This window comes from Algoriphagus marincola DSM 16067, from assembly GCF_000429405.1.
GTDB lineage: Bacteria > Bacteroidota > Bacteroidia > Cytophagales > Cyclobacteriaceae > Algoriphagus > Algoriphagus marincola.
The window spans coordinates 503319-530132 of record NZ_AUBU01000002.1; the positions used below are offsets into that span (position 1 = coordinate 503319).

Consider the following 26814-nt stretch of genomic DNA (forward strand, 5'->3'; position numbering starts at 1 on the left):
TTGGGAGGTTTTGCGTTTTCCTAAATCAACTAATTAATATTTTCAAAATGAAAAATCTATTTAAAAGTTTATTTCTAATTATCATATTCTATTCGGCAATCATTCCCCTGGTAAATGGACAGGAGCTTTCATCCACGGTCCAAAAAGGTTTAGGACTTGAAGCGGGGCAATATTTTGCAGATCGCGACAGCGCCTACCTGGATCCCTATTATGGTTTAAAAAAATTGATCTATGGGAATAGGCGTTTTGCTGAAGATAAGAGCATTAGGCCAAGACAAACAGATGCTGACTTGAAGAGCAATGAAGCCGGACAGTCGCCTTTTGCGGTCATCATTGGATGTGCCGATAGCAGAGTGCCAAACGAAATCATCTTTGACCAAGGAGTCGGGGATCTTTTTATCACACGCACTGCTGGGCAGGTCATGGCTGAGGCTTCCTATGGGACTATTGAATATGCGGTGGAGGTCTTGAAAACCAAGCTGATCGTAGTATTGGGTCATGAGTCATGTGGTGCAGTGGATGCAGCTATGAAATTACCAGCAAACCCTCCGGGCCACGTCGTGACGCTAATCAATGCGATAAAACCAGCATCGCTGCGTGCCAAAGCAGAAAACCTACCGGCAAAAGAGGCTCTCAATTATGCAGTCAAAGAAAATGTGATTGAGCAGGTCAATTTATTGCGAGGATTAGAGCCGGTACTGAGTAGAAAGTCCGATGGGGGCGAAGTCCTGATTGTAGGAGCTGTATACAATCTGCAGTCTGGCTATGTGCATTTCATCGAGGAGACGATCACCTCACTTCCAAAATTCAACTAATTCTATCGATTCAGCTGGCCTTTTGGCCGGCTGCTCATTAGAGATGATATGAAAAAGTTATTGATGATTTGTGTAGTGATGAGCTTGGCTATTTCTAGTAGAGCTCAGACTGAGGTGGATGATAGTCAATTGGGGGCTTGGTACATGTATTTCTTCAATAAGAAATTTGGTGACAGTCAATTTGGAATCCAAGGAGACTATCAGTTTCGATATTGGAATATGGGTTCAGACTTGGAACAAATATTACTTCGGACTGGATTCACTTATACACCCCAGAATACGAATCTGATGTTTACGCTAGGTTATGCCTTTATATCCTCCGGCGAATTTGGGGAAGGTGATGCTACTACTCCTGAAAACCGAATTTATCAAGAGGCTCTCCTGCCCCAAAAGCTAGGTAATCGGGTGTATTTGACACACCGATTTCGGTATGAACAGCGGTGGGTTCAAAATCAAGACTTCAGGACTCGATACCGGTACAATTTGTTTATCAATGTTCCCATCAACGGAACGGAGTTGAGGAAGAATGTACTTTATGCAGCGCTTTACAATGAAATATTTATTAATGGACAGACTGATATAGGAGATGGGCGCATGGTGGAGCGATTCGATCGAAACCGTACCTATTTAGGGCTGGGGTTTGGCCTTCGGGACAATCTTCGCCTTCAGGCAGGTTGGATGAATCAAACTACCTCACAGTGGAGTAAAGGACAGACTCAGTTGAGTCTTCATCACAGTTTCTAAACCTGTGTTGTTAAATTGAAGAAGCGGAAGCCCCAAAAAGATTCTATTTTTGGGGCTTTTTATGGGATGAAATCATCTGTAGAAACTACTATTTTCCACCTCTTTTTGGAGCAAGCTAGATACTTTTGACTATTTCAAATTGATTAGTGTAAGAGGTATAAAAGACTTCTTTTTTTTATGGATTGAATCCCCTACTTTGATTTGTCAAAACCAACCCCATTTAATAGATGAAACTCAAGCTTCTCACCCTATTCTTCCTCTTATTTTCAGTACCTGTTTTAGCACAGGAATCGCCTCTAAAAAACGCCACCTATTTCGAGCTAAGAATTTACACCGCACATGAGGGGAAGTTACCGGATCTGATCAATCGGTTTAAGAACCATACGATGGGTCTTTTTGAAAAAGCCGGGATGACGAATGTGGCTTATTTTGAACCGGTGGAAAATGATGAAAATAAGCTCTATTACATCCTTGGATATCCGGACAAAGCCTCCCGCGATCGAATGTGGCAAAGCTTTTTGAATGATCCTGACTGGAAAGCTGCTTACGAAAAGTCAAGAGAAAATGGTCCTTTGGTAGCCAAAATAGATGAGCAATTTATGACTTTAGCACCTGGTCTAAATAAAGGTGATTTCAATCAAAAATCCGGTGTTTTTCAATTGCGAACTTATTTCTGCTACGATGGAAAGATTGATGATATTCAAAAGCGTTTTAAAAATCATACCCAAGCTTTATTCGAGAAGCAGGGCCTAATCAACTATCCCTATTTTTTGACGGAGGAAAATGATGGGTCTCAACCCAAATTGGTTTATTTGCTTGGACACCGTGACCGGGGACAATTTGACCAAGCATTTGATAATTTCAGAAAAGATCCAGATTGGATTAAAGCAAGGGATGCTTCTGAAGAAAATGGAAAAATCGTCGAGCGAGTGGATGCGATTTATTTGAAAGCACTTCCTTTCTCACCCATGAAATAATTTCCGCTAAACTGTAAGAGGTGAATAGTATGCTGTACTATTTACCTCTTACGCTTTACCATTTTTTACCTTTCTACTTCTTTCAGGTTTTCCATTTTTTTGTTTCGAAGGAATCCATTGATGTCTTCGAAGTGCTCTCTTACTCTTTTGTTTCCAAATTCAAACACCTTGTTCACCAAGCCATCCAAAAAGTCTCGATCGTGAGATACTACAATAAGCGTCCCATCGAAAGCCTTCAATGCATCCTTGATGATATCTTTGGTCCGCATATCCAGGTGATTCGTCGGTTCATCCAAAATCAACAGGTTCACTGGTTCCAATAACAATTTGATCATTGCCAACCGAGTCTTTTCCCCGCCAGAGAGCACCTTGACTTTTTTGTTGATATCATCTCCCTTAAACATAAAGGCTCCTAGCAAATCCTTGATTTTGGTTCGGATTTCTCCTACCGCTATTTGATCGATGGTTTCGAAAATGGTCAGGCTTTCGTCCAGAAGTGAGGCTTGATTTTGGGCAAAGTATCCTACTAGGGCATTGTGACCTAATTCGCACTTTCCTTCTACATCAATCTCTCCCATGATCGCTTTGATCATAGTAGATTTTCCTTCTCCATTTTTTCCTACAAAGGCCACTTTTTGTCCTTGCTCGATCGTCATTGAAGCATCTTTAAAAACCACATGGTCTCCGTAGGATTTGCTCAATTCCTCTACAATCACAGGATACTTGCCTGAACGGGGAGAAGGAGGGAAACGAAGCTTCAAAGCAGAGGTGTCTACCTCATCCACTTCGACTAGCTCCAATTTTTCAAGCATTTTTACCCTAGACTGTACCTGAAGGGTTTTGGAATAAGTTCCTTTGAATCGCTCAATAAATTCGGTGGTCTCAGCGATAAAGCGCTGCTGTTCTTCGTAGTGTTTTTGCTGTTGCTCCCTTCTTTCTTTTCTCAGCTCCAAATAGTGGGAGTATTTGGCTTTGTAATCATAGATTCTACCCATAGTCACCTCGATCGTTCGGGTGGTGATATTATCTACAAAGGCCCGGTCGTGAGAAATAACCACTACTGCTTTGGCCTTATTCATTAGAAAATCCTCCAACCACTGAATGGACTCAATATCCAAATGGTTGGTTGGTTCGTCTAGGAGGATAAGATCTGGATCTTGTAGTAGGATTTTTGCCAACTCGATACGCATTCTCCATCCTCCCGAAAACTCAGAAGTAGATCGGGTTAGATCTTCTCTTTCAAATCCTAATCCCAATAATACTTTTTCCACCTCTGCCTCATAGTTAATTTCTTCGATTGCGTAGAATTTCTCGCTGAGGTCCGAAACCTTTTCAATCAGCTTGTAATAATCTTCCGATTCATAATCCGTTCTCACAGTCAATTCCTCATTGATCCGATCGATTTCAGATTTCATATTAAGATAGCTTGAAAAGGCCTTGGCAGTTTCCTCAGCCACTGTGCAGTCATCTGAAGTAAGGAGGTGCTGCGGAAGGTATGCGACGACGAAGTCCTTTGGTGCGGAAACAGCCCCGGAACTTGGCTTGGTCTCCCCGGCTATGATTTTCAATAGAGTAGATTTGCCGGCTCCGTTTTTACCCATCAGGGCGATTTTATCATTTGGATTGATGGCAAAAGAAACATTGCTGAAAAGGGTGCTGCCGCTGTGAATGACCGCGACGTTATCTACTGAGATCATAGGTAAATGAATTGATGCCGCAAAGGTAGTGATTTGAATATTGAAAAATCAGACTTGGTCAAATCATAAAAAAACCGCCCCGAAATCAATCGAAGCGGCTTTCAAAACATCCGAAATCAAACATCGGACATCATACATTTATCATGCGTTTACCCCTAGGGCTTTAGCCATGGTTGCGCCAATCTCAGCTGGAGACTCTGCAACGTGAATTCCGTTTTCTCTCATGATGCGCATTTTGGCAGCTGCTGTATCGTCCGCTCCACCGATGATAGCACCGGCATGGCCCATTCTACGTCCTGGAGGTGCAGTCTGTCCAGCGATAAATCCTACGACTGGCTTTTTATTTCCTGTCTCACGAATCCACTTAGCCGCTTCAGCTTCGTAGTTTCCGCCGATCTCACCGATCATGACGATAGCGTCTGTCTCTGGGTCATTCATCAGCATTTCTACAGCCTGCTTGGTCGAAGTACCAATGATTGGGTCTCCGCCGATTCCGATGGCAGTAGATACACCAAGACCAGCTTTTGCTACTTGGTCAGCAGCTTCGTAGGTCAAGGTTCCTGATTTGGATACGATGCCAATTCTACCTTTTTTGAATACAAAACCCGGCATAATTCCAACTTTTGCTTCTCCTGGTGTGATAACTCCAGGGCAGTTTGGACCGATCAAAACAGCTCCACGCTCTTTGATGTATGGCTTGGCCTTCATCATGTCAGACACAGGAATTCCCTCTGTGATGGCAATGATTACCTTGATTCCAGCATCTGCTGCTTCCATGATGGCGTCTGCTGCAAAAGCAGGTGGTACAAAAATAATGGATGTGTCTGCACCAGTCTCTGCCACAGCCTCTTCGACGGAGTTGAATACCGGTTTGCCTAAATGCATGGAACCTCCTTTACCTGGAGTCACACCACCTACTACTTGGGTGCCGTATTCGATCATTTGCTGGGCGTGGAAAGAACCTTCAGAACCGGTAAATCCCTGTACAATTACTTTGGAGTTTTTATTGACTAGTACACTCATGCTTGCTTAGATAAAGTTTGGCACAAAAATAAAAGAAAGCACCCGCTGACAAAAAGAAATGTAAAACAATATGCATTCAAAATTACGATTCTGATCTTTTTCTATCTTAGAGCTCATGAAACGATTGTTTGATATTTACCTCATTTTCTTTTTAATATTCCCTTTTGCAGGAATGGGGCAGTCTTTTCAGTATGATACCAATCCCAAAGGTGTAAGATTGCCGGTGCAAAATATTTTTCAAGTGGAGCAGGACACCTTGGGTAGAATTTGGTTTTCCACCACTCGAGGCGTTTTTTTTTCAGATGGAATTCAAACTTATTCCTTGCCAGATAGCCTAAATGCCAAATTTGACTACCAAATCGCTTTGCATATTGATGAGGACGGAAGCGTGTGGTTGTATAATGACCGGGGACAAATGCGATTTTTCAAGGGTGGTTATGGGACTTGGGAAGAAGTCTTTTTTACGGAAATAGATAATTCACCTCAGTTTAGTTTTATACAATTTCTAAGCAGAGGGAAAGGTATTGATAAGGAATTTGTCATAAATACTTCTGAAGGCCTGAATTATTCTCGTGAAGAAGGGAGGTTTACAATGCTTTCTGATCCTGATAAAATCAACTCCAAGTTATCTTTTCTTGGAGGAACTGCTGTCTCACCCGTATTTTATTTTCTTGGTAAAGAGCCCTTGGTTTTAAGTGGTGGAGAATGGAAGCCTTACCCACTTAAGGGTCTACCGCTTCCCTCTCCTCCTGCTATGGTCATGGAAAACCCAGCAACTGGAGAGTTTTATTTTTTGGGCAACGGCTACCTAGCAAGTGGTCCCTATGAAAATCAACCAGAAAAACTTGTAGATCGGGATTTTACTTATCCGTACCCTTATGATACTGACTTATATGGATTGAGTTTTCACTCGGGGAGTGTTTTTTACCATTTCAATTCAAGTCTTAGAAAAAGAAGACTTGGAGCATCACGATCACTGATCATCGATTCGCAAGATATTTTTGGGGTTTTTTTGCTTCAGGATTTTCTTATTGATCAAGAAGGTTTGCTTTGGCTGGCAAGTAGCAGAGGACTTGCCAATATTAATAACCTTGCTATTCAAAACTACACCAAATCCTATTCAGGTCTCTTAGCAAATGAAGTGACGGCGATTACGCTTTTGCCGACGGGAGAATATCTTTTGGGTTTCAATAATGGAATTCAAAAATTCTCAAGATCAGGCATTGAAACTCTTTATGAGTATCCTAGTCCTGAAGGCATCCCTACAAGTCGAATCGTAAATTTTTCTACTGATTCTAAAAACTCGGTTTGGTTTTCGGCTACGCTCAATGGTTTGGGAAGATACGATCTGAATACCGGGAAAATTGAGATTTTTCCCGCGCCAGAAGGTGATAATATTTCCTCCGTTCAGGTGGAAGGAGACAGCTTAATCATTACGAGTTCCAAAAATATTTTTTTTGCAAAGATTACTGATAGAGGAGAAGCCCTTTTTAAAAATGGCTTAGAACGTCAGATTAATGAGATTTTTGAGAAAGGATTTTATCATCTTCGAAAGGCAAAAAAACTTCGGGATGGGAAATTGATGGTGATGAGGGCAGGGAGATTGGAAAATCCAGACCCTTTGATCCAAAAACCTGGACTATGTATCGCAGAGGGATATGATTTCCTAGAAACGCCTGATGGCATTTTATTAGGGACTGAGTCTGGGCTAAAGATGATCCAAGGAGAATCAGTAGTTCCATTTTTTCCAGCTGGCCGTACAATAAAAAAACCTGTTTTTTCAATTCTTCAAGATTCCAAAGGCGCATTGTGGTTTGGTACCGATGATGGCTTTTACAAATATGACAAAGACTCGCTAGTTCATTTCACCGAAAAACTAGGACTTCCAAATAATGAGACCAATCGGGGGGCTTTGATAGAGGGAAACGATCAACGAATCATGATCGGAACCATTGAGGGGCTGTCTATTTATTTTCAGGAAGAAAAATTCATCGCCTCAGGAAAACCTAAAATCTCCATAAATCGCATAAATGCAGGCTCGAGTGCCATTACTTGGGGAAAAACTGTGGAAATACCATTTGAAGAAAATAGCCTTGAGGTAGATTTTTCTGCAATTGGATTTAATCGAGAAAAAGAGCTTTGGGTGCACTATCGGTTATTAGGTTTTGATGGAAGCTGGAAGATTTTAAAAAATCCACAATCCAATCAAATTTTCTATCCGAATCTTCCACCGGGAGACTATCAATTTGAGATAAAGTCATCTTACGAAAATTACCGGATGACCGAGACTATTTCTACCGCAGAGATGAGGATTCTCCAACCCTTTTATTTTAGATTCTGGTTTTTGGCTTTGGTTTCCCTTTTTCTGATTGGGGTTGGGTTTTTGGTCAATTCATTTAGTTCTCAGCTTCGAAAGCTAGGGATATTGGAGTCGGCAGTTGATAAGAAGGAAAAGGAGAAAATTCGTGCCGAAGAGCAGTTTAAGAATGTCTGGGATAGCTCAAAAGATGCACTAGTATTGACTCTTGATGGTCAGGAAATCGTAGCAGTCAACCCTGTTTTCGAAAAGTGGTCTCTTCAGAAAGAGGGAAATTTACTAGGCCAGGTTCTCCATGACGCCATCAATGATTCTGTTTTTTTTAAGTCGTATATGCAAGAACTTGAAGCGAATAATCTTCCTGGTTTTTCTTTTAGCTGTCAGGTTTTCTGGCCTTTAGGAAAAATGGAAAATGAAGTTTATACCAAAGAAATCCCCTCCCAATTCGAAGGCAAAAGGTTGTTACTTACAGTTTTCAGGGATGTGACGGTGGAGAAAGAAATCGAACATAAACTTAGGGAGGCCAAAGATCGTGCAGAAGAGGCTAATCGATTTAAAACCAGTCTCCTGTCGAATGTCAGTCATGAAATTCGAACTCCGCTAAATGTGATTTTGGGAGGCACCGAGCATGTGATGATGACTCGGAAAAATGACCCAAAACTTTTATCCGAGTTGGAAATAATTCTTCAAAGTGGTGAGCGATTGCTATCTACCATCAATTCCATTTTGGATATGGCTAAAATTGAGGCCAAAAAACTTGAAATCGTTAAGCAACAAACTGATGTTATCGCTTTCATAAAGAAGATTGTATATCCATTATCTTCTTTGGCCGAAAAAAAGGGGCTCATATTGGAGGAAAATTACCCTAAGACTGGGGTGCAAGGATTCATTGATCAGCGATTTACAACCATTATCCTAAATAATTTAATTGGTAATGCGATTAAATATTCTGAGAAGGGAAGGATTCAAGTAGATGTTTCCCAAGAAGATGATTGGTTGAATATTTTGGTTAAAGATGAGGGTATCGGGATTTCCCCTGAATTTTTGGAAAAGGTATTTGATCCTTTTGAGCAGGAAAGTACAGGTAATGGGCGCAAATTTGACGGTACAGGACTAGGGATGACGATCACGCATAGTCTAGTGAAAATGCTGGAAGGAAAAATCCAAATCGATAGTGAAAAAGGGAAGGGTACAACCGTAATCGTACAGATTCCCTTTTCGGAAATATAAATTTTGTATTTTTCCCACCTAATCCAATTTGAACTCGACTAGATGTTTTCCTTAAAAATTCTCATCGTAGAAGATGACTCGGTATCGGCACTTTTGCTTCAGCGAGCTCTTGAAAAAAATAACCATCAAATAATCGGTGTGGCTGATACCGGGGAAAAAGCCTTGGAACTCCTTGAACAGCAGCCAGCTGATATTGTCATGATGGATATTAATCTGGCAGGAGACTTAGATGGAATCAAGACAACCGAAATAATCAATGAGAAATATGATATTCCTGTTGTCTACTTGAGTGCGAGTTCGGATGCAGAGACGCTTAATAAGGTGGTGGGAACCAACCCTAGTGCCTATGTAATTAAGCCGTTTAATATCCGAGAATTAAATATGGTTATCGAACTGGCCATATTCAAGGATAGAAAAGAAAAGGAGCTGCAAAAGCTGAATAATGAATTGGAAGAAAAAGTGAAGCTTAGGACAGCTGAGCTTTACGAAGCCAATAAAGAGCTTACCAAGGCCTTGGAAAAGGAGCGCGAAATCAACGAACTGAAATCGAGGATCGTCCTGAATGTTTCTCACGGTTTTAAGACTCCGCTTACTTCCATTCTTAGCTCAGCTCAACTATTACAGATGTACGCCGAAAAGGATCATCCCTTTAAGCAAAAGATTAGTAAGCATGCATTTAAGATCGAGAATTCGGTCAGAGCACTTAATAACCTGCTAACCAGTGTGCTATTTTTTGGAAAGGCAGATGCAAATCAAATGGAGTACAAACCTAAAAAGTTGTTTTTGGGTGCATTTGTGAAGGAGGTACTAGACACTACACAGGCAGGAGTGGAAAACGGCGTAAAGGTCAAAACCAATTTGGGAAAACTGCCAAAGACAATCACATCGGACCAGGATTTACTCTATCAGGTTTTTGAAAATTTGCTGTCCAATGCCATCAAATACTCCAAGGATAATGGAGAGGTGATTTTCAATTTGGATTACGAAGACGGGATGTTAAAAGGAAAAATTGAAGATTCTGGAATTGGTATACCTAAATCAGAACAAAGCCAACTCTATGACCGTTTTTTTAGAGCTAGAAACGTGGGAATCGTAGAAGGTTCGGGGCTTGGCCTGTCAATCGTAAAAAAGTGCTTGGAAGTAATGAAGGGTGAAATCAATTTTACGAGCGAAGTAGGTAAAGGCACTACCTTTGAAGTATCGATTCCCGTAAAATAATCCTATGCTCTTTCAAACCAAAGATTTAAAGTTTTCCCATCCGGGTCAAAAGGAGTACCATTTTCAGGATATTTCCCTGGATCGTGGAGAGTCCCTTTTAGTTTTAGGAAAGTCAGGCAGTGGAAAAACCACCTTGCTCAATCTTATTGCAGGATTACTTTCCCCTCATTCAGGCTCGGTTGTTTTAGATGGCACCGCTATTAATCAGCTTGACTCCGGCAAAATGGACCGTTTTAGGGGTGAGAATATTGGGATTGTTTTTCAAAAACCTCATTTACTCGCACCGCTTGACGTAAAGGAAAACCTCATGATGGCGCGCTATTTTTCAAATAAAAATGGGCAAGATGCTGATGAGCTTCTTCAGGAACTGGATTTATCAAAAAAATCACATTCTCCTGTGAATCAGTTGAGTGAAGGGGAAGCTCAGCGGGTTTCTATCGCCAGAGCCTTGATCAATCGTCCCAAACTTATCCTTGCTGACGAACCTACCTCAAGTTTGGATGACGAAAATGCAGAACGAGTGGTCAAGTTGCTGCAGGATCAAGCTACTAAAATCCAGGCAGCCTTGATTATCGTTACGCATGACCATCGTGTCAAAGAACAAATTTCCAATTACATCGAAGTCAAATCCGTATGAACCTTTTTAAATTAAGTTGGAAATACCTGACCTTTCGTCCCTTATCCACTGGGCTGAATGTATTGCTTCTGGCTCTGGGCCTGGCAATTATTACCGTCCTCTTATTGATTCAGGACCAGTTTGAGAAAAAGATGACGCAAGATGCAGCTGGCATCGACTTGGTGGTGGGAGCCAAAGGAAGTCCCCTGCAATTGATTCTTTCCAGTGTCTATCATGTTGATTTTCCTGTCGGAAATATTCCTATGAATGAGGCGGTTCGCCTTTCTAGAAGTCGCCTAGTCAAGCAGACTATCCCCATGGCACTTGGTGATAACTATCAAGGTTACAGGATCGTGGGCACCAATCATGACTATTTGAGTTTGTATGAGGTCGGATTTTCTTCAGGGAAAGCCTGGGAAGAACCTTTTGAGGTGGTGCTAGGGGCAATGGTCGCTGAAAAATCTGGTCTAAAGCTTGGAGATACATTTACGGGAAGTCATGGCATTAGTGTGGGAAGTCATGATCACGATCATCATGATTTTCGAGTGGTTGGAGTTTTGGAGCCAAAAGGAAATGTAGTAGATAGACTGGTCCTAACTTCAATAGAGTCAGTATGGTATACGCACGATGAAGAAGAATCAGGTGAAGAGGAGCCGACTTCGGAAACAAGCGAAGACCAAGATACCCTTGCTCATGATCATGAGCATCAGAACGAAGAAGTTGACCTTGAGGAGGATGACTATGAAAATACTGAAGAAGATCACGAAAATCATGATCATGACCACGATGCCAAATTCCATCACCCAGTTGCCAAAAGCGGTTTCCCGGCAACGGATCAAGATCGTGAGGTTACCACCTTGCTGGTTCAGTACCGAAGCCCCATGGCTGCCGTACAGCTACCCCGGATGATCAATTCTAATACGAATATGCAGGCAGCTTCTCCCTCATTCGAGATGTCACGCTTGTTTGAGCTCCTTGGAGTTGGTGTTCAAGTATTGGAGGGATTGGCTTTTGTGCTGATTGCGATTTCAGGTTTGGGAATATTTATCGCCCTTTACAATTCATTGAAAGAACGGCGCTATGATTTGGCTGTACTCCGGGCTATTGGTGCCAGTAAATTTCAATTGCTGATTTTGATATTTCTAGAAGGCATTTCTTTGACTTTCTTAGGAGCTCTACTAGGAATATTGCTGGGCCATGGTTTCCTCTCTATTTTAGCTGCGCAAAATGAACAAGGGATTGCTGCTGGCCTGCAGGCATGGACTTTCCTATCTGCTGAACTTTGGATAGTCATTTATGCGTTAACAGTGGGTGTTTTGGCTTCTGCCATCCCCGCTTGGTCCGCTTATCAGACAAGTATCGCCAATCAATTGACAAGAAAATAAACAACCAACTTTCGAACAAGCTTAAATTTGAAGCTGTTTTGATAGTAAACCGAAATTTATCGATGAAAAGAATAAGCCCAATTTTAGTATTAGCGTTCATGATCCTCGCCGCGAAGCCATACTTTGTTTTCGCTCAGCAAGATAATGTCTGGAGAAATCTGGCCGAGGTAAGTTATAAAATCAGTGAGGATGAATTTGGGGAGCTTTATGTCCCTGTCTTCTCTGAAAATATTCAGAAGCTTGAGGGCAAAATGGTAGAGGCTGATGGCTATATCATTCCTTTTGAAGGGATGTTTAAGCCGGATCACATCATTTTATCAAGCCTTCCTTTGGCTGAATGCTTTTTCTGTGGTTCCGGAGGCCCTGAGACGGTAATGGAAGTCATGCTTTCCAACCCAATCAAATACACTTCGAAAAGAGTGAAGGTACGTGGCAAGCTAACCTTGAATTCCAAAGATCCTGAAAAACTCATGTATATTCTTCAGGACGCAACGTTAGTTGAATAGTGCTTTCAGGCTTTAGTAAGCTCCGATTCTAGATTTTTAAACCGCTTCAATAAGTCCAATGAAATAGGGCCCGGTTTCCCGGTACCGATAGGTTGCTCATCGATTTGGGTGACAGGAAGAAGGATTTTTGTAGTAGAAGTAATAAAAGCTTCATCAGCCTCAAGAGTTTCCTTTAGGGTTAATGGGCGGATGTGGACAGGGATATCTGCCAGTTTTAGAATGTTTTTTCGGGTAATGCCTAATAGTATGTGTTCAGAAGGGGTGATGATTTCATTGTTTTTCACAATGAAAAAATTACTTCTCGAGCTTTCGCTTACATATCCATTTTGGTGGTAAAGTACATCTTCGGCTCCTTGCTCCTTCCAAATATGAGAGTGCCATACGGCCAAAGCATAATTGGTGGTTTTGATACTGGCGATAGGTCTGACGTGTTCCAAAGTCAATAACTTGATGCCTTTCTCATATTTTTCTTTTGCAGGGAAAATGAGTTCTTCTGCAAATAGAAATAGCTTTCCTTTTCCAGGGGAAAAATGGTTTTCAGACATTCCACCACTTAATACCATTCGAATTCCACCGGCTTTGAGATCGTTTTTTTGGATAAGTTCGGTGACTATTTCTTTTAATTCTGAGCGGCTGTAGGGAAGTGGAATAAAGGTTTTTTCCGCAGAGCGAATGAACCGATCCAAATAATCTTCCAAAAACAAAGGCTGATAGTTGACTGTCCTAAAAAAATCAAAAATGCCATAACCTCTGATCAAACCTAAATCTGAAGCGTGGAGGGTAGCATCTTTTGTTGGGACGAATTGTCCATCTGCAAAACAGTATGGTTTCATAATTGAATGATTTGTGGTATTTGAATGGTGATTTCCGCTAAGAACTTGAATTCGAAATTAAGCCCTTTGAATCAAATATTGATTTTTAAACTTATATTTTTCTTCAAAGTACGCTTTAAATACCAATCCAATTCTATATTTGCCTAATGGTTTACTTCGCAGTAAAAACTATAATTAAACTCAGAAAAAATTGAATTAGTAATATAAAATATCTGATAATCATGACTAAGTATTCATACATTTTCACTTTGTTGTCGATCTTTTTTATCTACTCTTGTGGTCCTTCCCTTTCGGATCAAAATAAAGAACTGAGAGATGAAGTCATTGCAGTTCATGATGAGGTGATGCCTCAGATGGGTAAACTGAAAAACCTTGAAAAACAGGCTTTGAATCTGGCTGAGGAACTTGAGTCTAATGAAGAAGGGGATAGCTTGAGGGTTCAAGAGCTAAAGGCGCTGGCTTATGATCTGAACCAAGCCCATGAGGGGATGTTTGTTTGGATGAGACAATATGAGCAGGAAAACGGAGAACGCAGCCCTGAGGAAGTAAAGGCCTACCTAGAGGATCAAATGGTCAAGGTCCAAAAAGTCAATGAGGACATCAAGACTGCTTTAGCAAAAGCTTCCAGTCTATTGGAAGATCAATAATTCTCTGGTGCTTCTTGGAGATACTTCTCTACTTCAGCCGAAGTAATTACACCTTCATTCATGCCCCAAATATTGTACAAGTACGTGGAAATCTGAGCGATATCCAGTGGTTTTAAGTTTGGATTGGCAGGCATAGGCTGATCGTAGACTTGTCCGTTGACCATTATTTCGCCCTTTTGCCCATTTTTCATGATCCAAACTGCCCGCGGAATACTAGCTCGAAAGTAGTCTGCATCCTTTAGAGGAGGGATGAGTTTTCCAAGTCCTTTGCCGTCAGCCTGATGGCAATTTGCGCAGTAGTTTTCATAGAGTGTCTTGCCATGTATGGCATATTTCATGACATCTGGATCGGAGATTTCTGACAGATAATTCTCCTCTTGGGTGCTTTTTGGACTGCACGCGATTCCTGCCAAAATCAGAAAAGCAAAGATGAATTTTCTCATTGCTCGAGTAATTTTGGAATATCGCGGATCAAGCGATCTACCTGATCAGATTTGGTTCCATCATACACTCCTCTGATGTGACCATCGCCATCTACAAGCACAAAAGCTCCACTGTGTAGAAAACCACCGGGTTCATTTTGATCTTCCATAGCAGTGGTGAGGTAGCTTGTTTGACCAATCTCATAGATCTTTTCAGCATCTCCGGTTAGGAAATTCCAAGTTTTGGCATCGTTCACCCCTAACTTTTCGGCGTAGACTTTCAATACTTCCTGGGTATCATGTGTAGGGTCTATGGAGTGGCTTAAAATGAGGAAATTTGGGTTGTCCTTATAAGCTTCATAAACCCTCAGCATCTCCTTTTTCATGATCGGACAGATGGTGGGGCAAGTAGTAAAGAAGAAATCTGCCACATAAATTCTCCCCTCAACATCCGCATTGGAAATGGTATCACCCAGTTGGTTGACGAATTCGAAATCAGCGATTTCATGATATACGGTATCTTCAACCATTTTTCCATCCCGCTCAATTTGATCCACATGGCGATTTCCTAAAATCGGTAAGCTTCCTCCTCCATCAGACCCTGATTGAGGGCTTTCACACTGCCAGAAGAGTATGGCTCCCAAAGCAAAAAAGAGAATTTTGACTTTATGCATGTTTTTAATCTTTTCTGAATTTTTTATAAATGCGGATTCCCAGCATCAATGTGACGCCTAACCCAACCAAACTTACAATGCCCCATAGCATACTGACTGTGCTTTTCAGCACAATAAGAAAAACAATGGCAAATAAGAGTAGGGTCGAAGCCTCATTCCAGATTCTTAACTGTGTGGATGTCCAGCGAGTTCGGCCTTTTTGTATTTCTTTGAAAAGAATATGACAGCCTATGTGATATCCGTAGAGTAGGGCTACAAAGCCAAGCTTGGCATGCATAAATCCCAGCTGAAGGTAGCCCATTCGATAGGTCAAAACCCAGAATCCAAAAATGAGTGTTAAAACAGCAGATGGCCAAGTGATAATGTACCATAGTCGAGAGGCCATCAGGTCAAGTTGAGGCTTGAGAATCGCTCGCTCGGCCTCTGGTCGCTCCATGGCTTCCGTTTGATAGATGAAAAGGCGGACGATGTAGAAAAGCCCTGCAAACCAAGTGACTACAAAAATGATGTGAAGGGCCTTGATGTATTCGAATCCCATTGTCAGAATTTTGGGCTAAATTAAGGCCAAATGCCAATAACCCCTAATAATTTGAAGAACTCTCGTCGACTGATTCTGTTTATTTCTCTGGCTATAACAGCACTCCTTATCTACATTATGATGGAAAGCTTTTCTCAGCCCGGAATGGAGCGATTCGAAGGGAAATATGAGGAAATAGATTTTTACCGAAATGAAAATAATACCGGTCCGGTGCTGCGTATTTATGCAATAAAAGTCTTGGATGCAGATTCAAGCTGGATGAAGGAATTTGGCGAAGCTCAGCAACATACTAAATACGGTAAGACCAAGGTTTTTTTCTTCAAGGATACTCCTAGCGAATCATTGACACTAACACCCAAGGAACCCCATTTTCCAAAAGAGTGGGAAAAGTATTTATTTGCGAGCTATGAGAAGTCTATTCTTGGAGAAAGCCGATTTACCTTTAATGACAATGATTAAAAAGCGGAAATCTTTAGAGGAATACAAAGCGGGGATTTTGGCTGGAAATCGAGCTGTTTTGGCGCAGGCAATTACCTTGGTAGAGAGTAATTTGAGTGCTGATTCAGATTTGGCGAGTGCATTGGTTCAAGAAATTTTACCCTACACGGGTAACTCGATTCGAATTGGAATCACTGGAGTACCGGGGGTGGGAAAGAGTACATTTATCGAGGCTTTTGGCAGGATTTTATTGGATCAAGGGAAGAAAGTGGCTGTCTTGGCTGTAGATCCTTCCAGTCAAAAAACTGGGGGTAGCATATTGGGGGACAAAACCCGCATGGAAAAATTGGCAGCAGACCGCAGAGCTTTTATTCGGCCAAGCCCTTCCGGGACAACCTTAGGCGGGGTCACCTCCAAAACCCGGGAATCCATGCTGATTTGTGAGGCAGCTGGATTTGATGTAATTCTAGTTGAAACAGTAGGAGTGGGGCAATCTGAAACAGCCGTGAAAGGCATGGTGGACTTTTTTCTCCTCTTGATGCTTGCAGGTGCTGGCGATGAATTGCAGGGAATCAAAAAGGGGATCATGGAAATGGCAGACGGAATTCTTATCAATAAGGCTGACGGAGATACTATTCCTGCTGCAAAACGAGCCAAAAATCACTACCAGAATGCCTTGCATCTTTTTCCTCCATCAGAAAGTGGCTGGTATCCTAGCGTCACAATCGGGTCGTCTTTGACAGGTGATGGGCTGTTCGATTGTTGGAAGAAGATTTATGAATACCAAAATCATATGGTAGAGCGAGGACTCTGGAATGAAAATCGAGCCAAGCAACGCCTCAATTGGTTAGATGAAAGTATTCAGTCTATTCTAGGAAAAGCTTTTTTGGAGCATTCAGAGATCCAGAAGCGATTGCCGGAAGGAAAGGAAGCTGTCAAAAATGGCACCCTTAATCCCATCGCTTTTGCAAAAGAACTGACGGGCCTATTCTTCAAAGAGTAGAAGGTTCTATAATAAATGATATTTAAAATAAAAAGCGCTGCCACTCCTAATAGGATTGACAGCGCTATTTTTTTATCTAAAAAGGAAGCCCGATGGTCCTCTACCCACTTCGTAAGTTCTTCTTTCTATAGCCTGTTCATCCAAAACAGTCACTGTTCCATTTCCTTGAAATCCATTTGAATTGGTGAGGTAAATCTCACGCAGTAAGGGATCGTAGGAAATACCATAAAAACCCGAACCGTTGTGCCAATCCAGATCTATTTCCGAATCAAAAAGAGCAAGTTTAGCTACTCCGTCTTGGTAATCAGGCCATCCTGAACTAGTCAGCATGTATGCGACACCTTCGGGGGAAATCGCAATTTTTCCCGTCGCATTGACAATTGGGTAATAATTGGTAGTCCTTAAAGTGAAATTATCTAAATGGAAACTGTAAAAAATTACTTCTTCACTTGCGATGGAATAAAGGTAAACCAATCCATTTGCTTCAAAAAACATCATTGGTCTACCTTCCACGTCGATTGTTTTGAAGATTTCTTCTGTCTGAGCATCAATCACTTCTACTTTACCCTCCTCTGAGCCAGCCACTAAAATATACCTGCCGGCATTAATCATATCCTCTGGTTTTCTGGAAACAGGAATTTTCTTCGAAACAGTCCCTCCATCAAGGCTTTGTACCACGGCAATGTAAGAGTTAGGGGTACTGAAATCAGACTCATATGGCCCATAATCAGAAATGAAGAGTTTGTCGCTATTCGCTACTAAAGACCGGGGTACATCCAAATTTTCAGTCACTGAACCTATACTTTTGAAATCCCGCGCATCTACAATTTCTACTTTTCCAGTATTGGCTACTAGATAGAGGCGATCTTCTTCTAAAATCATGTCCTGCAAAAGACCTGCGAAAGGACGGCCGTTTTCCAGTTCAAAAATATTACTCTTTAGTTCGTCGGTGTTAGTATTCAAATGGAAAACTTCCCCATCATTGGCACCAAAGGCACCTTCATTCATTATAAGTATGCCTTGTTCGTATTCGCCTAGAGGTCTTTCAGGCTCTGATTCAGAGCAAGCGAAAAGTGATACTGCTAAAAAGCTGATCAAAAATGGTTTGAATAGATTCTTTGTCATAGTTGGATTTTTAAGTTTAAATGAATGGATCTACCCGGCATAGGTCTCAGGTAGAGCACTTGATATGATTTGTTGAATAAATTTTCGATTCTCAAAGAAATAGGCACTTGTACAGGGCCAAGCCAGAGCTTTTTGTAATTCAAATGCAGCTGGGTGAGCGAGTATGCATCCATGATTCTGGAATGGTCGAGCGTTGTCGCCCTCTGGCCGATATATTGGGAGCTCAGACGGAATGAGTATCCGTCCCGAATCAATTCTACACCACCTTGCGCCTGATGTACGGGAGTGTAGGGGAGCTGTCTGTTCCAAAACGTTGGAGATTCTTCTGAATTCGATTGATTGATGGCTTGGGTGTAATTGTATGCCAAATCGATTTTAAGTCTAGTAGAACCCATAGCGAATTCAGTCCCGCCTGCCCATTCAATTCCGGTATTTCTTACTCGTCGAATATTATCGGGAGACCATATGGCTCCCTTTGGTATCCAGATGATCCAGTTTTCTACATCCATGGCGAAAAATGTAAGTTCTGAATGGAAAAAGCCTTTATTCCATCTCAGGCCAGTTTCTCCCTGCCAGCTTTCTTCGGGAAGTAATTCTGGATTGCCGCCAGGTTCCCAAAAACGATCATTGAGCGTGGGTACTTTCAGTCCTTTGGAAACAGATGCTTTTAGCGAGAAAGATGGGCTTAAAATCCAATCCATGCCCAATGAAGGAAGCAAAGGCTGCCATTTTTGATCCACCACCAATTGCCGAAGGTTCAAGAAAAGGTTGATATTATTTAGCCCGGAAAACCTGATGAATTGATAGGTCTCCAGTCTTTGGTCTGTAGATGAATAGGTAGATAGGTTTCCTTGAATGTGTGTTCCCCGACTCCCTAGCCTGATTTTCCATTCTTTGCCGATTTCCCCTTCCCAATCACCACTCAGGAAAAAGCTGGAGGTTTGGATGAAGGATTGGTTGAAGACTTGATCGTCTCTGACCCAACCTGAGCGTATTTCTAAGCTACTTTTGTTCCAGAATTTTAAATACGCTAGGGATAGTCGAAAGCTTTGATCCTCTTGGATGTCCTGAGTACTTGAACCCATGGGGGGTTGGATTTTCCGATCGGCTTCATTGTACCAAAAGGAGGTATTTAATCTCTGGCTGGGATTGATTCTCCAAGCAATATCCTGTTGGATTCCTTTCTGGGAAAAGGCGGCATGCGTCTGGGTTTTTTCGGGTGTTCCTGGTAAAGATAGGTCTCTAAAAGTGTAATCGTTTTCAGCCTTTTGGGAATAAATCTTTGTCTGAAAAGCTAATTTTTCTCCAGAAAATCCAGCTTGAAATGCAGTGGCACTTTGTCCAAAACTACCAACTTCCTGGCTGATTGAGGCGGTTGGACTTTCTTGAAAATTGGCTTGACTTTGCAGGAGAATAGAACCTCCCAATGCTTCATTTCCCAAAAGAGCACCATCTGAGCCGAAGATCAAGTCGATTCGGTCAGGCGCTGCCAATGGGATGATTGAAAGATCACTTTGGCCCAAAGAAGGACTATTGATTGGGATCCCATTCCAAAAAACGGCCGTGTGCCCAGCAGAAGTCCCACGAAAATTGGGTGAAGCAAGCATTCCTGGTCCATATTGACGGATAAAAAGAGGGCTTTTTTCCTGCAACAGTTCGCTTAGGCTCCTTGATTGATAGTTTTCAAGTGCGGCTTTGTCCCAGTTGAGCTGCTTTTTGCCTAGCCCAAATGTTTCAAAAACAGCCGCATTTACCTCAATTTCCTGAAGTCGTACCGTGTCTTGCTGCTCGGCTTGGAAGCCAAACAGACTAAGTACCCATACAAATAAAATCATGCCTGATCGAATGAAAATGGTTCAATCGATTCGGGCTTGAAGAGAAATGGGAAGATATGAATCTTGCAAAGGATCCAAAGAGCCTTTGAATGCATGTCTTCTTCGCTTTTCCTCCGAAAGCACAGAATCTTGTCAGAATTAGGCAGGTCTCCTGGCTCGTTCTACTTTTACGGCCTTCTCAAGTCATGTTCAATCGACTCAATGGCATGGTTTGCAAAAGCTTCTTCAGAACTTACAGTTGCGGGGACAGCTCCGGTATTTCACCGGATTCCCTTTTAATCCTGGATTTTCGCTGAAAATCAGGAACCTTATTCTTTCACAAACATAAGCGACTTTTTGCCGGGTGAAAAGAAGTAGTTGAAAAAAATTTTGTTCTATGAAAGGCAATACACTTACTTTGAATCGATTAATGACATGAATTTGAGACCGATTCACCAAATTTTCTTCTTTTTAGTCATAGTTTTTAGCAGCTGTCAGTCTCCAAAAACTGAGATGATTGGCTTAGAAACTGTCCCCTTGACCTATGCCAAAGGCTTTGAAGTTCAGAAGGGGGAAGGTTTTTGGATTTTGGAAGTCAATCAGCCTTGGACAGGAGCGGATAAATCTTATCGTTATTTGATTTTAAATGAAGAGGTTGAGAAGCCTGAGCTTGAAGTTGACGCAGTGGTGAAGCTCCCTGTCGAGCGGGTGATTTTGACTTCTACCACTCAAATTCCACATTTGGATTTGCTAGGTGACACAGATAAGTTGATTGGCTTTCCCAATTTTGATCTGATTTCTTCCCAAAAGGTTTGGGGACAAATTGAATCAGGAATGATGACTGATTTAGGCTCAGGACCATCTGCCAATCTTGAAATGATGATTGATTTACAGCCTGATTGGGTGATGATTTCTACGCTTGGTGAGGATTTAAGGCAATTGGATTTGTTGGGGCAATCAGGCGTTCCTGCACTGATTAACGGAGAATATGTGGAGCAGCATCCACTGGGAAGGGCAGAGTGGATCAAGTTTACTGGAATTATGTTGGGTAAATATGAGGAGGCTATCAGGGTCTTTGAAGAAATCGAAATGGCCTACCAAGAAGCTGAGGCATTAATCAAAAACCAAACTAATTTGAAAAGGCCAAAAGTCTTGTCAGGAGTGCTTTATGAAGATGTCTGGTACGTACCTGGAGCGGATAGCTGGGGTGCGAAAATTCTCCAAAATGCAGGTGGAGATTATGTCTTTTCGGATCAAGGAGGAAGCGGGAGCATACAGTTGAGTTATGAATATGTGCTCGATCATGCAATGGAGGCCCCAAATTGGATTGGCTCAGCCGACTTTGAAAGTGTAGAGCAAATGGGAGATGCTGAGCCGAGGTATCGTGCCTTTCAAGCATTCCAGAATGGATCCATTTATACCTACACCAAAAAGAAGGGACCAAAAGGAGGATTGGAGTATTTTGAGTTGGGTTATGTTCGGCCTGATTTGGTTTTGAAGGATTTGATCAAAATTCTCCATCCACAGCTTTTGCCAGGCTATGATTTGTATTTTTATCGTCAACTCGATGAAAACTAACCAAAACGCTTTCTTTTTTATTTTAGCTGCAGTAGCCCTAGTCTTTCTGTTTCTGATCAACCTGGGCTTGGGCTCGGTCTCCATTCCGGTCGACACCATACTTTCGGGCCTATTCACGGGAGAATGGGAGAAATCATCTCATCGTGAGATTATCTTGAATTATCGATTTCCGAAATCCCTGGTAGCAGTCATGGCTGGAATCGCACTCAGTCTAAGTGGTCTTCAGATGCAAACCTTCTTTCGAAATCCATTGGCAGGCCCCTACGTGCTTGGAATTAGTTCTGGAGGAGGTTTTGGAGTTGCGATACTTCTTTTGGCGGGTTCCTTTTTGGGTTTTTCCGGAATAGTGATTTCCTCTTGGGCCACTGCCATAGCAGGGATTCTTGGTGCAGTTTCAGTATTGGCTTTGGTGAGTTTGGTGGCTTGGCGAGTCAGGGATAGCATGACACTTTTGATCGTAGGAATTATGTTTGGAGCTGCTGTTTCGGCTATCATTTCGGTATTGGCCTTTTTTTCCGAAGCAGAGGCATTGAAGCTTTACACCATTTGGTCGATGGGAAGTCTGGGTGGCCTTGGGTGGAATCAAGTTGGGCTTTTGGGACTTTTACTGGCAATTGGAGCTTTTCCTTTGCTGTTGGCGACACGCTCATTTAATGCATTACTTCTTGGAGAGACCTATGCCGAAAGCATGGGGATCAATCCAGTTCGATTACGCTGGTTGGTGATTATTAGTACTGGGATTTTAGCAGGGAGTATCACCGCATTCTGTGGTCCTATTGCCTTTGTGGGAATAGCTGTTCCCCATTTGGCCAGGTTGGTTTGGAAAAGTGCAGATCATCGGATATTGTTTCCCGGTTCGGCATTACTAGGAGCTGGGCTTCTTTTACTTTGCGATACCATCGGACAACTTCCGGGTTCGGCCCAGACCCTTCCGATCAATGCGGTCACCTCATTGGTAGGAGCTCCCGTTGTGATAGCATTGGTTCTAAAAAGAAACTTCAGTAAAGAATTTTGAAATGGATCAGGTATTAACAGGTAAAAATCTATCACTGGGCTATGAAAAAGGCCAAGATCGAAAGGTGATTTTATCTGACCTGAATTTTCAGCTCTACTCAGGACAGTTGACCTGTCTTTTGGGTCCAAATGGTGTGGGAAAGTCTACCTTGGTCAAGGCGATTTTGGGTCGAATCAGGCCTTTTGAAGGGGAGATTAAACTTTTGGAAAAATCACCTGTAGACTATCCAAGAGAAAAGCTTTCCAAGAAATTATCGGTAGTACTCAGTGAACCGATCATTCCGGCACAGATGACTGTCGAGCAATTGGTAGGATTGGGAAGAACTCCCTATCTAAAGTGGAGCGGGACCTTGTCTGAACTGGACAGGAAATATGTGAATGAGGCGCTGGTCGCTACCAAAATGGATTTTCTCCGGAAAGAGAGACTCGGTGAGTTGTCCGACGGCCAACGTCAAAAGGCAATGATTGCTCGGGCTTTAGCTCAAGACGGGAAGGTCATTATTTTGGACGAGCCTACCTCCCATTTGGACCTGGTGAATAGGCATGAGATTATGTTCCTGCTTCAGGAGATCGCCAAAAGCCAAGATAAGGCTATCCTTGTAGTAACCCATGATTTGGATATTGCGATTGAGACAGCCCATCAGTTATGGTTGATGAATTGTGGGAGTCCGCTGATCGCAGGCCTGCCTGAAGATTTGATCCTGAATGCACAGATCAACGAGTTGCTTCCAAAAGATAGATTCTTTTTTGATCCAAAAAGAGGGAAAGTCAACCTGCGCTCTGATGATTCAGGCTGGCAAATACAAGGCTCTGAGGACCTTGTTTTTTGGCTGGAAAAAGCCCTCAAAAAACGCAAATCTAGCTTTTGGACCGATGAGCGAATCCAAGTTCTAGATAATCCATTTCGAATTCAGGTAGGGGAGCGAATCTATCATTCAATTGCTGATTTTTTTGAAGAGTCCCCTTCTTCTTTGAGATAGGTGATTATCTAAATCATAAAGAAAATTCATATATTTGTCACACTAATTATTTGTATGACACAGGAGCAATTTGCCAAGTATTCATTTCTTCTCGATCGAACTGCCCGAAAGGTAAAACAATATGCCCAGCAGCAGTTTAAGCAGGGAGATTTTGATGTGACGGTCGATCAGTGGCTGGTTCTGAAAAATCTTTCAGAATTTGGTCCGATGAGCCAAACCGAGTTGGCAAACTTGGTGTTCAAAGATCATCCGACCTTGACCAGGATCATTGATTTGCTTAGCAAAAAGGAATATGTAAAGCGTGTTCCTCATCCTCAAGATAGAAGGAGCTTTCAGTTGCACTTGACAGACTCAGGCGTGTCCAAAGTCACAGCCCTACGTCCAAAAATCCTTCAAATTCGCGAAAAAGCTTGGGAGAATCTGAACGAAGAGGATTTTGAGGAGTTTAAGCGAATTCTGAATACCATTTATCAGAACCTTGGCGGTCAGGTGATGGAAGAATAATTATTTAGCATACTAATAATATTTATACGAACAAATTGGATTAACACGGGGTTTTCCCAAAAAATACCTATCATGATTCAGACAGATCTTTGTATCATCGGAGCCGGCCCGGTAGGCCTATTTGCAGTTTTTGAAGCAGGCTTATTGAAAATGCGATGCCATTTGATTGACGCTTTACCGCAGGTGGGTGGTCAGCTTTCAGAGATATATCCTCAAAAACCAATTTATGATATTCCAGGGTACCCTGAGGTCAAAGCGCAGGAACTTGTGGATAATTTGATGGAGCAAATCAAGCCTTTCAAACCTACTTTCACTCTAGGAGAGCGTGTCGATCACTTAGAGAAGCAAGAGGATGGAAGCTATATCGTAACCACGAGCGATAAGACTCAGGTTCATGCTCAAGTAATCGTTATTGCGGGAGGCTTAGGTTGCTTCGAACCAAGAAAGCCTGTTTTGGATAATTTGGAGACTTTTGAAGGCAAAGGAGTTACCTACATGGTGAAAAACCCGGAGACTTTCAGAGATAAGAATGTGGTCTTGGCAGGTGGAGGTGACTCTGCACTGGACTGGACCATTTATTTAGCTGATGTGGCTAAGAGAGTGACACTTGTTCACCGAAATGAGACCTTTAGAGGTGCTCCTGATTCTGCTGCCAAGGTTTTTGATTTGGCTAGTGAAGGAAAAATCGATTTGATTCTTTCTGCAAACCTGAAAGAGATTTCCGGAAACGGAAAGTTGGATTCGGTGACGCTCACTGATAAAACCAAGACCGAATTTAAAATCGAAACCGATTATTTGATTCCGCTTTTTGGTTTGAGTCCAAAGCTTGGTCCCATTGCAGATTGGGGACTTTCTATTGATAAAAATGCCATTGAGGTGGATACCCGAGACTATTCGACAGGAGTGGAGCGAATCTATGCGATCGGTGACATCAATACCTATCCGGGCAAATTGAAATTGATCCTTTGTGGTTTCCATGAAGCAGCGATCATGATGCATTCAGCCTTCAAATACGTGTATCCGGATCAAAAATTAAGTTTCAAATACACAACCGTGAATGGCGTCAATGCCTTTTAATTCTATCTTTGCGGCATGGTAAAGTTTACAGTTGAAGATCAAGACGGCAATCGCCAAGAAGTAGAGGCTCCAACCGATATGGGATTCAGCCTCATGGAGATTTTAAAAGCCTCAGAATATCCCATTTTGGCGACTTGTGGAGGAATGGCCCTTTGTGCTACCTGCCATATCGAGATTCTCGAGGGACCGGATGAGCTAGGCGAGGCTACCGATATGGAATTGGATCAACTGGAAAACCTACCGGAATATTTTCCCACTTCCCGACTTTCCTGCCAAATCCGGGTGTCGGATATGCTAGAAGGAGCGGTATTGAAGTTGCGTGGAGAGGATGTAGTCTGATCAAAAGACAAATGATAAATTTCGCTAAGCCATCTGGAAACAGGTGGCTTTTTTGTTAAATTACTTCATGCGTTTTCTTCTTGTTTTGTTTTTTCTGGGGATGAGTACTCGCCTTTTTGCATGTGAATGTACCTTTTTGCCCCTTGATGATGCTTTTAGAGTTTCGGATTTTGTGGGAATTGGATTAGTTGAAAAAGTTTACGAGCAAGATCCTGCTACAAAATCCAAAAAGGTAGAATTTAAAGTCACCAAAATTTTTAAAGGAAAAGAAATAGACCATTTCTACTTTGGTTTTGACAATAATAATTTGTGTATGGGAGGAGACTTGGAAGAAGGGGAGAAATACCTTATGTACTTGCCCAAAGAAAATGGGAGGCATATCACAAATCTATGTTTGGGTAGGCATTTCCCAGTTTGGTATCATTATGTTTTGAAAAGGGAATTGGAGATCCTTGAAATAGTTTCACAAACAAGGATTGATTTTTCTGATACCTTTTTGATCGAAAGTTATAAGAATGATTTTTTTGATAAAATTAGTGTATTCAAAATTCCAAAGCCTATAAATGATTTTGGAGTATATGTAGTTAAATATTACTCTAAGTATTTATTGGAGATTCAGACACTAACAGGGTTTAATACGACAGCAGATAAACAAATTGAATCGATGATTAGAAGGTCTATTTGGTATTTTGACCCCTGGTATGATAATAAAGTAAATTTCCCCGTTACGTTTTTATTGGTTTTGCGTCGCTATGATTCTTATGGAAATCTTTATTCGATTGGTCGCTATGATAGCATGTAGTATTTTCCGGGGGTTTGTATCGTTTTTTGACTCAAAATCGTATTGAAGGTAAGGTTTTTAGATAATCATGAAAATAAATTACGGTTTAGTTCTTTTGCTTTTTCTTTCTGCCTGCTTTGCTTTTGAGGGCGAGCAAAAGGTAGATCTTGCCACTGAAATGGCTCTTCTTCGACAAGAAATTGATGAGCTTGCCCAATCGAAGACCTGTTTGGATGCTGAAGAGTGGAATTTTACCCCTTTAGGAAGTAAGCCTTGTGGAGACCCGTGGGAATACATTGCCTATCCTAAAAGTATCAATGTTCCAGAGTTTTTAGCGAAAGTCAAGCGATACAATGAGCTTCAGGAACAGGATAATATTCAGAACAATCGTTTTTCGGACTGCATGTATGTTTCTCCCCCTAAATCCGTGATATGCCAGGAAGGAAAACCAGTTTTCGTCTATGAATAGGTTATTGTTTCGTTTTGAAACAATATTTTTTTTGATTTTCTTGAGGAGCT

General features: G+C 41.8%; 27 protein-coding genes and 1 riboswitch. Of the genes, 19 read left to right on the plus strand and 8 right to left on the minus strand.

Translation table 11 applies throughout. The features are described from left to right. Nucleotides 1-47 precede the first annotated feature (47 nt). The 3 genes from G457_RS21085 (at nucleotide 48) to G457_RS0105310 (ending at nucleotide 2536) form a co-directional block, all read left to right on the plus strand. The gene (locus tag G457_RS21085; RefSeq protein WP_081701379.1) at nucleotides 48-815 is read left to right on the plus strand and encodes a carbonic anhydrase; all 768 of its coding nucleotides are present in this window, start codon (nucleotides 48-50) and stop codon (nucleotides 813-815) included. A gap of 48 nt (nucleotides 816-863) precedes the next feature. Further along, entirely contained in the window at nucleotides 864-1559 is a 696-nt protein-coding gene (locus tag G457_RS0105305; protein WP_026945534.1) for a DUF2490 domain-containing protein, read from the plus strand. A 227-nt stretch (nucleotides 1560-1786) separates the two neighbouring features. Next, nucleotides 1787-2536 carry an NIPSNAP family protein gene (locus G457_RS0105310; protein ID WP_026945535.1) on the plus strand — a complete coding sequence of 250 codons (750 nt, stop codon included), beginning with the start codon at nucleotides 1787-1789 and terminating at the stop codon, nucleotides 2534-2536. Between the two features lie 65 nt (nucleotides 2537-2601). On the opposite strand, the gene G457_RS0105315 is transcribed toward G457_RS0105310, so the two are convergent. Continuing rightward, nucleotides 2602-4233: an ABC-F family ATP-binding cassette domain-containing protein gene (locus G457_RS0105315; RefSeq protein ID WP_026945536.1), complete on the minus strand. Its 1632-nt coding sequence runs from the start codon at nucleotides 4231-4233 to the stop codon at nucleotides 2602-2604. A 141-nt stretch (nucleotides 4234-4374) separates the two neighbouring features. Then, the gene (sucD, locus tag G457_RS0105320; protein ID WP_026945537.1) at nucleotides 4375-5256 is read right to left on the minus strand and encodes a succinate--CoA ligase subunit alpha; all 882 of its coding nucleotides are present in this window, start codon (nucleotides 5254-5256) and stop codon (nucleotides 4375-4377) included. Nucleotides 5257-5371: 115 nt separating this feature from the next. Here sucD and G457_RS22190 point away from each other — a divergent pair, with 115 nt between their 5' ends. From G457_RS22190 to G457_RS0105345, 5 genes are all read left to right on the plus strand, one after another. Beyond that, nucleotides 5372-8803 (plus strand): ATP-binding protein, encoded by a 3432-nt coding sequence (locus G457_RS22190; protein ID WP_026945538.1) that lies wholly within the window; start codon nucleotides 5372-5374, stop codon nucleotides 8801-8803. A 42-nt stretch (nucleotides 8804-8845) separates the two neighbouring features. Then, a complete protein-coding gene (locus tag G457_RS0105330; RefSeq protein ID WP_026945539.1) occupies nucleotides 8846-10021 on the plus strand; it encodes a hybrid sensor histidine kinase/response regulator in 1176 nt (391 codons plus the stop codon). 4 nt (nucleotides 10022-10025) lie between these two features. Then, nucleotides 10026-10658, plus strand: a complete 633-nt coding sequence (locus G457_RS0105335) for an ABC transporter ATP-binding protein (protein ID WP_026945540.1) — start codon at nucleotides 10026-10028, stop codon at nucleotides 10656-10658. Then, a complete protein-coding gene (locus tag G457_RS0105340; protein ID WP_026945541.1) occupies nucleotides 10655-12022 on the plus strand; it encodes an ABC transporter permease in 1368 nt (455 codons plus the stop codon). Before G457_RS0105335 ends, G457_RS0105340 begins: the two co-directional genes overlap by 4 nt. Before the next feature lie 98 nt (nucleotides 12023-12120). Continuing rightward, a complete protein-coding gene (locus G457_RS0105345; RefSeq protein ID WP_051260711.1) occupies nucleotides 12121-12528 on the plus strand; it encodes a hypothetical protein in 408 nt (135 codons plus the stop codon). A 5-nt stretch (nucleotides 12529-12533) separates the two neighbouring features. On the opposite strand, the gene G457_RS0105350 is transcribed toward G457_RS0105345, so the two are convergent. Further along, nucleotides 12534-13361, minus strand: coding sequence for an aminotransferase class IV (locus G457_RS0105350; protein ID WP_026945543.1), 828 nt, complete (start codon nucleotides 13359-13361; stop codon nucleotides 12534-12536). A 221-nt stretch (nucleotides 13362-13582) separates the two neighbouring features. Here G457_RS0105350 and G457_RS0105355 point away from each other — a divergent pair, with 221 nt between their 5' ends. Beyond that, nucleotides 13583-14008, plus strand: a complete 426-nt coding sequence (locus G457_RS0105355) for a hypothetical protein (protein ID WP_155847088.1) — start codon at nucleotides 13583-13585, stop codon at nucleotides 14006-14008. Here G457_RS0105355 and G457_RS0105360 read toward each other — a convergent pair. Genes G457_RS0105360 through G457_RS0105370 form a run of 3 tightly spaced genes read right to left on the minus strand, consistent with a single transcriptional unit; the run spans nucleotide 14002 to nucleotide 15642 of the window. Further along, a complete protein-coding gene (locus G457_RS0105360) occupies nucleotides 14002-14451 on the minus strand; it encodes a c-type cytochrome (protein ID WP_026945545.1) in 450 nt (149 codons plus the stop codon). The two genes, G457_RS0105355 and G457_RS0105360, sit on opposite strands and share 7 nt — an antisense overlap. Continuing rightward, on the minus strand, nucleotides 14448-15104 hold the full coding sequence (locus tag G457_RS0105365) for an SCO family protein (protein WP_026945546.1): 657 nt from the start codon (nucleotides 15102-15104) through the stop codon (nucleotides 14448-14450). Before G457_RS0105365 ends, G457_RS0105360 begins: the two co-directional genes overlap by 4 nt. 4 nt (nucleotides 15105-15108) lie before the next feature. Next, the gene (locus G457_RS0105370; protein WP_026945547.1) at nucleotides 15109-15642 is read right to left on the minus strand and encodes a CopD family protein; all 534 of its coding nucleotides are present in this window, start codon (nucleotides 15640-15642) and stop codon (nucleotides 15109-15111) included. Nucleotides 15643-15672: 30 nt separating this feature from the next. Between G457_RS0105370 and G457_RS0105375 the strand changes: the two genes are divergently transcribed. Beyond that, entirely contained in the window at nucleotides 15673-16101 is a 429-nt protein-coding gene (locus G457_RS0105375; protein WP_035483172.1) for a hypothetical protein, read from the plus strand. Beyond that, a complete protein-coding gene (gene meaB, locus G457_RS0105380; protein WP_035483175.1) occupies nucleotides 16094-17083 on the plus strand; it encodes a methylmalonyl Co-A mutase-associated GTPase MeaB in 990 nt (329 codons plus the stop codon). The genes G457_RS0105375 and meaB overlap by 8 nt, the downstream gene beginning before the upstream one ends. Nucleotides 17084-17155: 72 nt before the next feature. On the opposite strand, the gene G457_RS0105385 is transcribed toward meaB, so the two are convergent. Both G457_RS0105385 and G457_RS0105390 read right to left on the minus strand, forming a co-directional pair. Continuing rightward, nucleotides 17156-18208: a YncE family protein gene (locus G457_RS0105385; protein ID WP_035483178.1), complete on the minus strand. Its 1053-nt coding sequence runs from the start codon at nucleotides 18206-18208 to the stop codon at nucleotides 17156-17158. Further along, entirely contained in the window at nucleotides 18205-20043 is a 1839-nt protein-coding gene (locus tag G457_RS0105390; RefSeq protein ID WP_026945551.1) for a TonB-dependent receptor, read from the minus strand. The genes G457_RS0105385 and G457_RS0105390 overlap by 4 nt, the downstream gene beginning before the upstream one ends. 124 nt (nucleotides 20044-20167) lie before the next feature. After that, a riboswitch (cobalamin riboswitch) is annotated at nucleotides 20168-20369 on the minus strand. A 166-nt stretch (nucleotides 20370-20535) separates the two neighbouring features. Between G457_RS0105390 and G457_RS0105400 the strand changes: the two genes are divergently transcribed. The 8 genes from G457_RS0105400 (at nucleotide 20536) to G457_RS21095 (ending at nucleotide 26764) form a co-directional block, all read left to right on the plus strand. Beyond that, on the plus strand, nucleotides 20536-21600 hold the full coding sequence (locus G457_RS0105400) for an ABC transporter substrate-binding protein (protein ID WP_248602820.1): 1065 nt from the start codon (nucleotides 20536-20538) through the stop codon (nucleotides 21598-21600). Further along, a complete protein-coding gene (locus tag G457_RS0105405) occupies nucleotides 21590-22615 on the plus strand; it encodes an iron ABC transporter permease (RefSeq protein ID WP_026945553.1) in 1026 nt (341 codons plus the stop codon). Before G457_RS0105400 ends, G457_RS0105405 begins: the two co-directional genes overlap by 11 nt. A gap of 1 nt (nucleotide 22616) precedes the next feature. After that, entirely contained in the window at nucleotides 22617-23594 is a 978-nt protein-coding gene (locus G457_RS0105410) for an ABC transporter ATP-binding protein (RefSeq protein ID WP_026945554.1), read from the plus strand. Between the two features lie 54 nt (nucleotides 23595-23648). Beyond that, nucleotides 23649-24098: a MarR family winged helix-turn-helix transcriptional regulator gene (locus G457_RS0105415; protein ID WP_035483180.1), complete on the plus strand. Its 450-nt coding sequence runs from the start codon at nucleotides 23649-23651 to the stop codon at nucleotides 24096-24098. Nucleotides 24099-24170: 72 nt separating this feature from the next. Then, a complete protein-coding gene (locus G457_RS0105420; protein ID WP_026945556.1) occupies nucleotides 24171-25175 on the plus strand; it encodes an NAD(P)/FAD-dependent oxidoreductase in 1005 nt (334 codons plus the stop codon). A gap of 15 nt (nucleotides 25176-25190) precedes the next feature. Then, nucleotides 25191-25514 carry a 2Fe-2S iron-sulfur cluster-binding protein gene (locus G457_RS0105425; protein ID WP_026945557.1) on the plus strand — a complete coding sequence of 108 codons (324 nt, stop codon included), beginning with the start codon at nucleotides 25191-25193 and terminating at the stop codon, nucleotides 25512-25514. 67 nt (nucleotides 25515-25581) lie between these two features. Beyond that, nucleotides 25582-26316, plus strand: coding sequence for a hypothetical protein (locus G457_RS0105430; protein ID WP_026945558.1), 735 nt, complete (start codon nucleotides 25582-25584; stop codon nucleotides 26314-26316). A gap of 67 nt (nucleotides 26317-26383) precedes the next feature. Then, the gene (locus G457_RS21095; RefSeq protein WP_051260714.1) at nucleotides 26384-26764 is read left to right on the plus strand and encodes a hypothetical protein; all 381 of its coding nucleotides are present in this window, start codon (nucleotides 26384-26386) and stop codon (nucleotides 26762-26764) included. Nucleotides 26765-26814 lie beyond the last annotated feature (50 nt).

Bases quoted from the DNA above. Each gene is read 5' to 3' on its own strand.
- G457_RS21085 (WP_081701379.1), top strand. From the start codon at position 48: ATGAAAAATCTATTTAAAAGTTTATTTCTAATTATCATATTCTATTCG.
- G457_RS0105315 (WP_026945536.1), bottom strand. From the start codon at position 4,233: ATGATCTCAGTAGATAACGTCGCGGTCATTCACAGCGGCAGCACCCTT.
- G457_RS0105360 (WP_026945545.1), bottom strand. From the start codon at position 14,451: ATGAGAAAATTCATCTTTGCTTTTCTGATTTTGGCAGGAATCGCGTGC.
- sucD (WP_026945537.1), bottom strand. From the start codon at position 5,256: ATGAGTGTACTAGTCAATAAAAACTCCAAAGTAATTGTACAGGGATTT.
- G457_RS22190 (WP_026945538.1), top strand. From the start codon at position 5,372: ATGAAACGATTGTTTGATATTTACCTCATTTTCTTTTTAATATTCCCT.
- G457_RS0105340 (WP_026945541.1), top strand. From the start codon at position 10,655: ATGAACCTTTTTAAATTAAGTTGGAAATACCTGACCTTTCGTCCCTTA.
- G457_RS0105350 (WP_026945543.1), bottom strand. From the start codon at position 13,361: ATGAAACCATACTGTTTTGCAGATGGACAATTCGTCCCAACAAAAGAT.
- G457_RS0105355 (WP_155847088.1), top strand. From the start codon at position 13,583: ATGACTAAGTATTCATACATTTTCACTTTGTTGTCGATCTTTTTTATC.
- G457_RS0105415 (WP_035483180.1), top strand. From the start codon at position 23,649: ATGACACAGGAGCAATTTGCCAAGTATTCATTTCTTCTCGATCGAACT.
- meaB (WP_035483175.1), top strand. From the start codon at position 16,094: ATGATTAAAAAGCGGAAATCTTTAGAGGAATACAAAGCGGGGATTTTG.
- G457_RS0105305 (WP_026945534.1), top strand. From the start codon at position 864: ATGAAAAAGTTATTGATGATTTGTGTAGTGATGAGCTTGGCTATTTCT.
- G457_RS0105330 (WP_026945539.1), top strand. From the start codon at position 8,846: ATGTTTTCCTTAAAAATTCTCATCGTAGAAGATGACTCGGTATCGGCA.
- G457_RS0105390 (WP_026945551.1), bottom strand. From the start codon at position 20,043: ATGATTTTATTTGTATGGGTACTTAGTCTGTTTGGCTTCCAAGCCGAG.
- G457_RS0105345 (WP_051260711.1), top strand. From the start codon at position 12,121: ATGATCCTCGCCGCGAAGCCATACTTTGTTTTCGCTCAGCAAGATAAT.
- G457_RS0105375 (WP_035483172.1), top strand. From the start codon at position 15,673: ATGCCAATAACCCCTAATAATTTGAAGAACTCTCGTCGACTGATTCTG.
- G457_RS0105425 (WP_026945557.1), top strand. From the start codon at position 25,191: ATGGTAAAGTTTACAGTTGAAGATCAAGACGGCAATCGCCAAGAAGTA.
- G457_RS0105335 (WP_026945540.1), top strand. From the start codon at position 10,026: ATGCTCTTTCAAACCAAAGATTTAAAGTTTTCCCATCCGGGTCAAAAG.
- G457_RS21095 (WP_051260714.1), top strand. From the start codon at position 26,384: ATGAAAATAAATTACGGTTTAGTTCTTTTGCTTTTTCTTTCTGCCTGC.
- G457_RS0105365 (WP_026945546.1), bottom strand. From the start codon at position 15,104: ATGCATAAAGTCAAAATTCTCTTTTTTGCTTTGGGAGCCATACTCTTC.
- G457_RS0105400 (WP_248602820.1), top strand. From the start codon at position 20,536: ATGATTGGCTTAGAAACTGTCCCCTTGACCTATGCCAAAGGCTTTGAA.
- G457_RS0105385 (WP_035483178.1), bottom strand. From the start codon at position 18,208: ATGACAAAGAATCTATTCAAACCATTTTTGATCAGCTTTTTAGCAGTA.
- G457_RS0105420 (WP_026945556.1), top strand. From the start codon at position 24,171: ATGATTCAGACAGATCTTTGTATCATCGGAGCCGGCCCGGTAGGCCTA.
- G457_RS0105310 (WP_026945535.1), top strand. From the start codon at position 1,787: ATGAAACTCAAGCTTCTCACCCTATTCTTCCTCTTATTTTCAGTACCT.
- G457_RS0105430 (WP_026945558.1), top strand. From the start codon at position 25,582: ATGCGTTTTCTTCTTGTTTTGTTTTTTCTGGGGATGAGTACTCGCCTT.
- G457_RS0105370 (WP_026945547.1), bottom strand. From the start codon at position 15,642: ATGGGATTCGAATACATCAAGGCCCTTCACATCATTTTTGTAGTCACT.
- G457_RS0105405 (WP_026945553.1), top strand. From the start codon at position 21,590: ATGAAAACTAACCAAAACGCTTTCTTTTTTATTTTAGCTGCAGTAGCC.
- G457_RS0105410 (WP_026945554.1), top strand. From the start codon at position 22,617: ATGGATCAGGTATTAACAGGTAAAAATCTATCACTGGGCTATGAAAAA.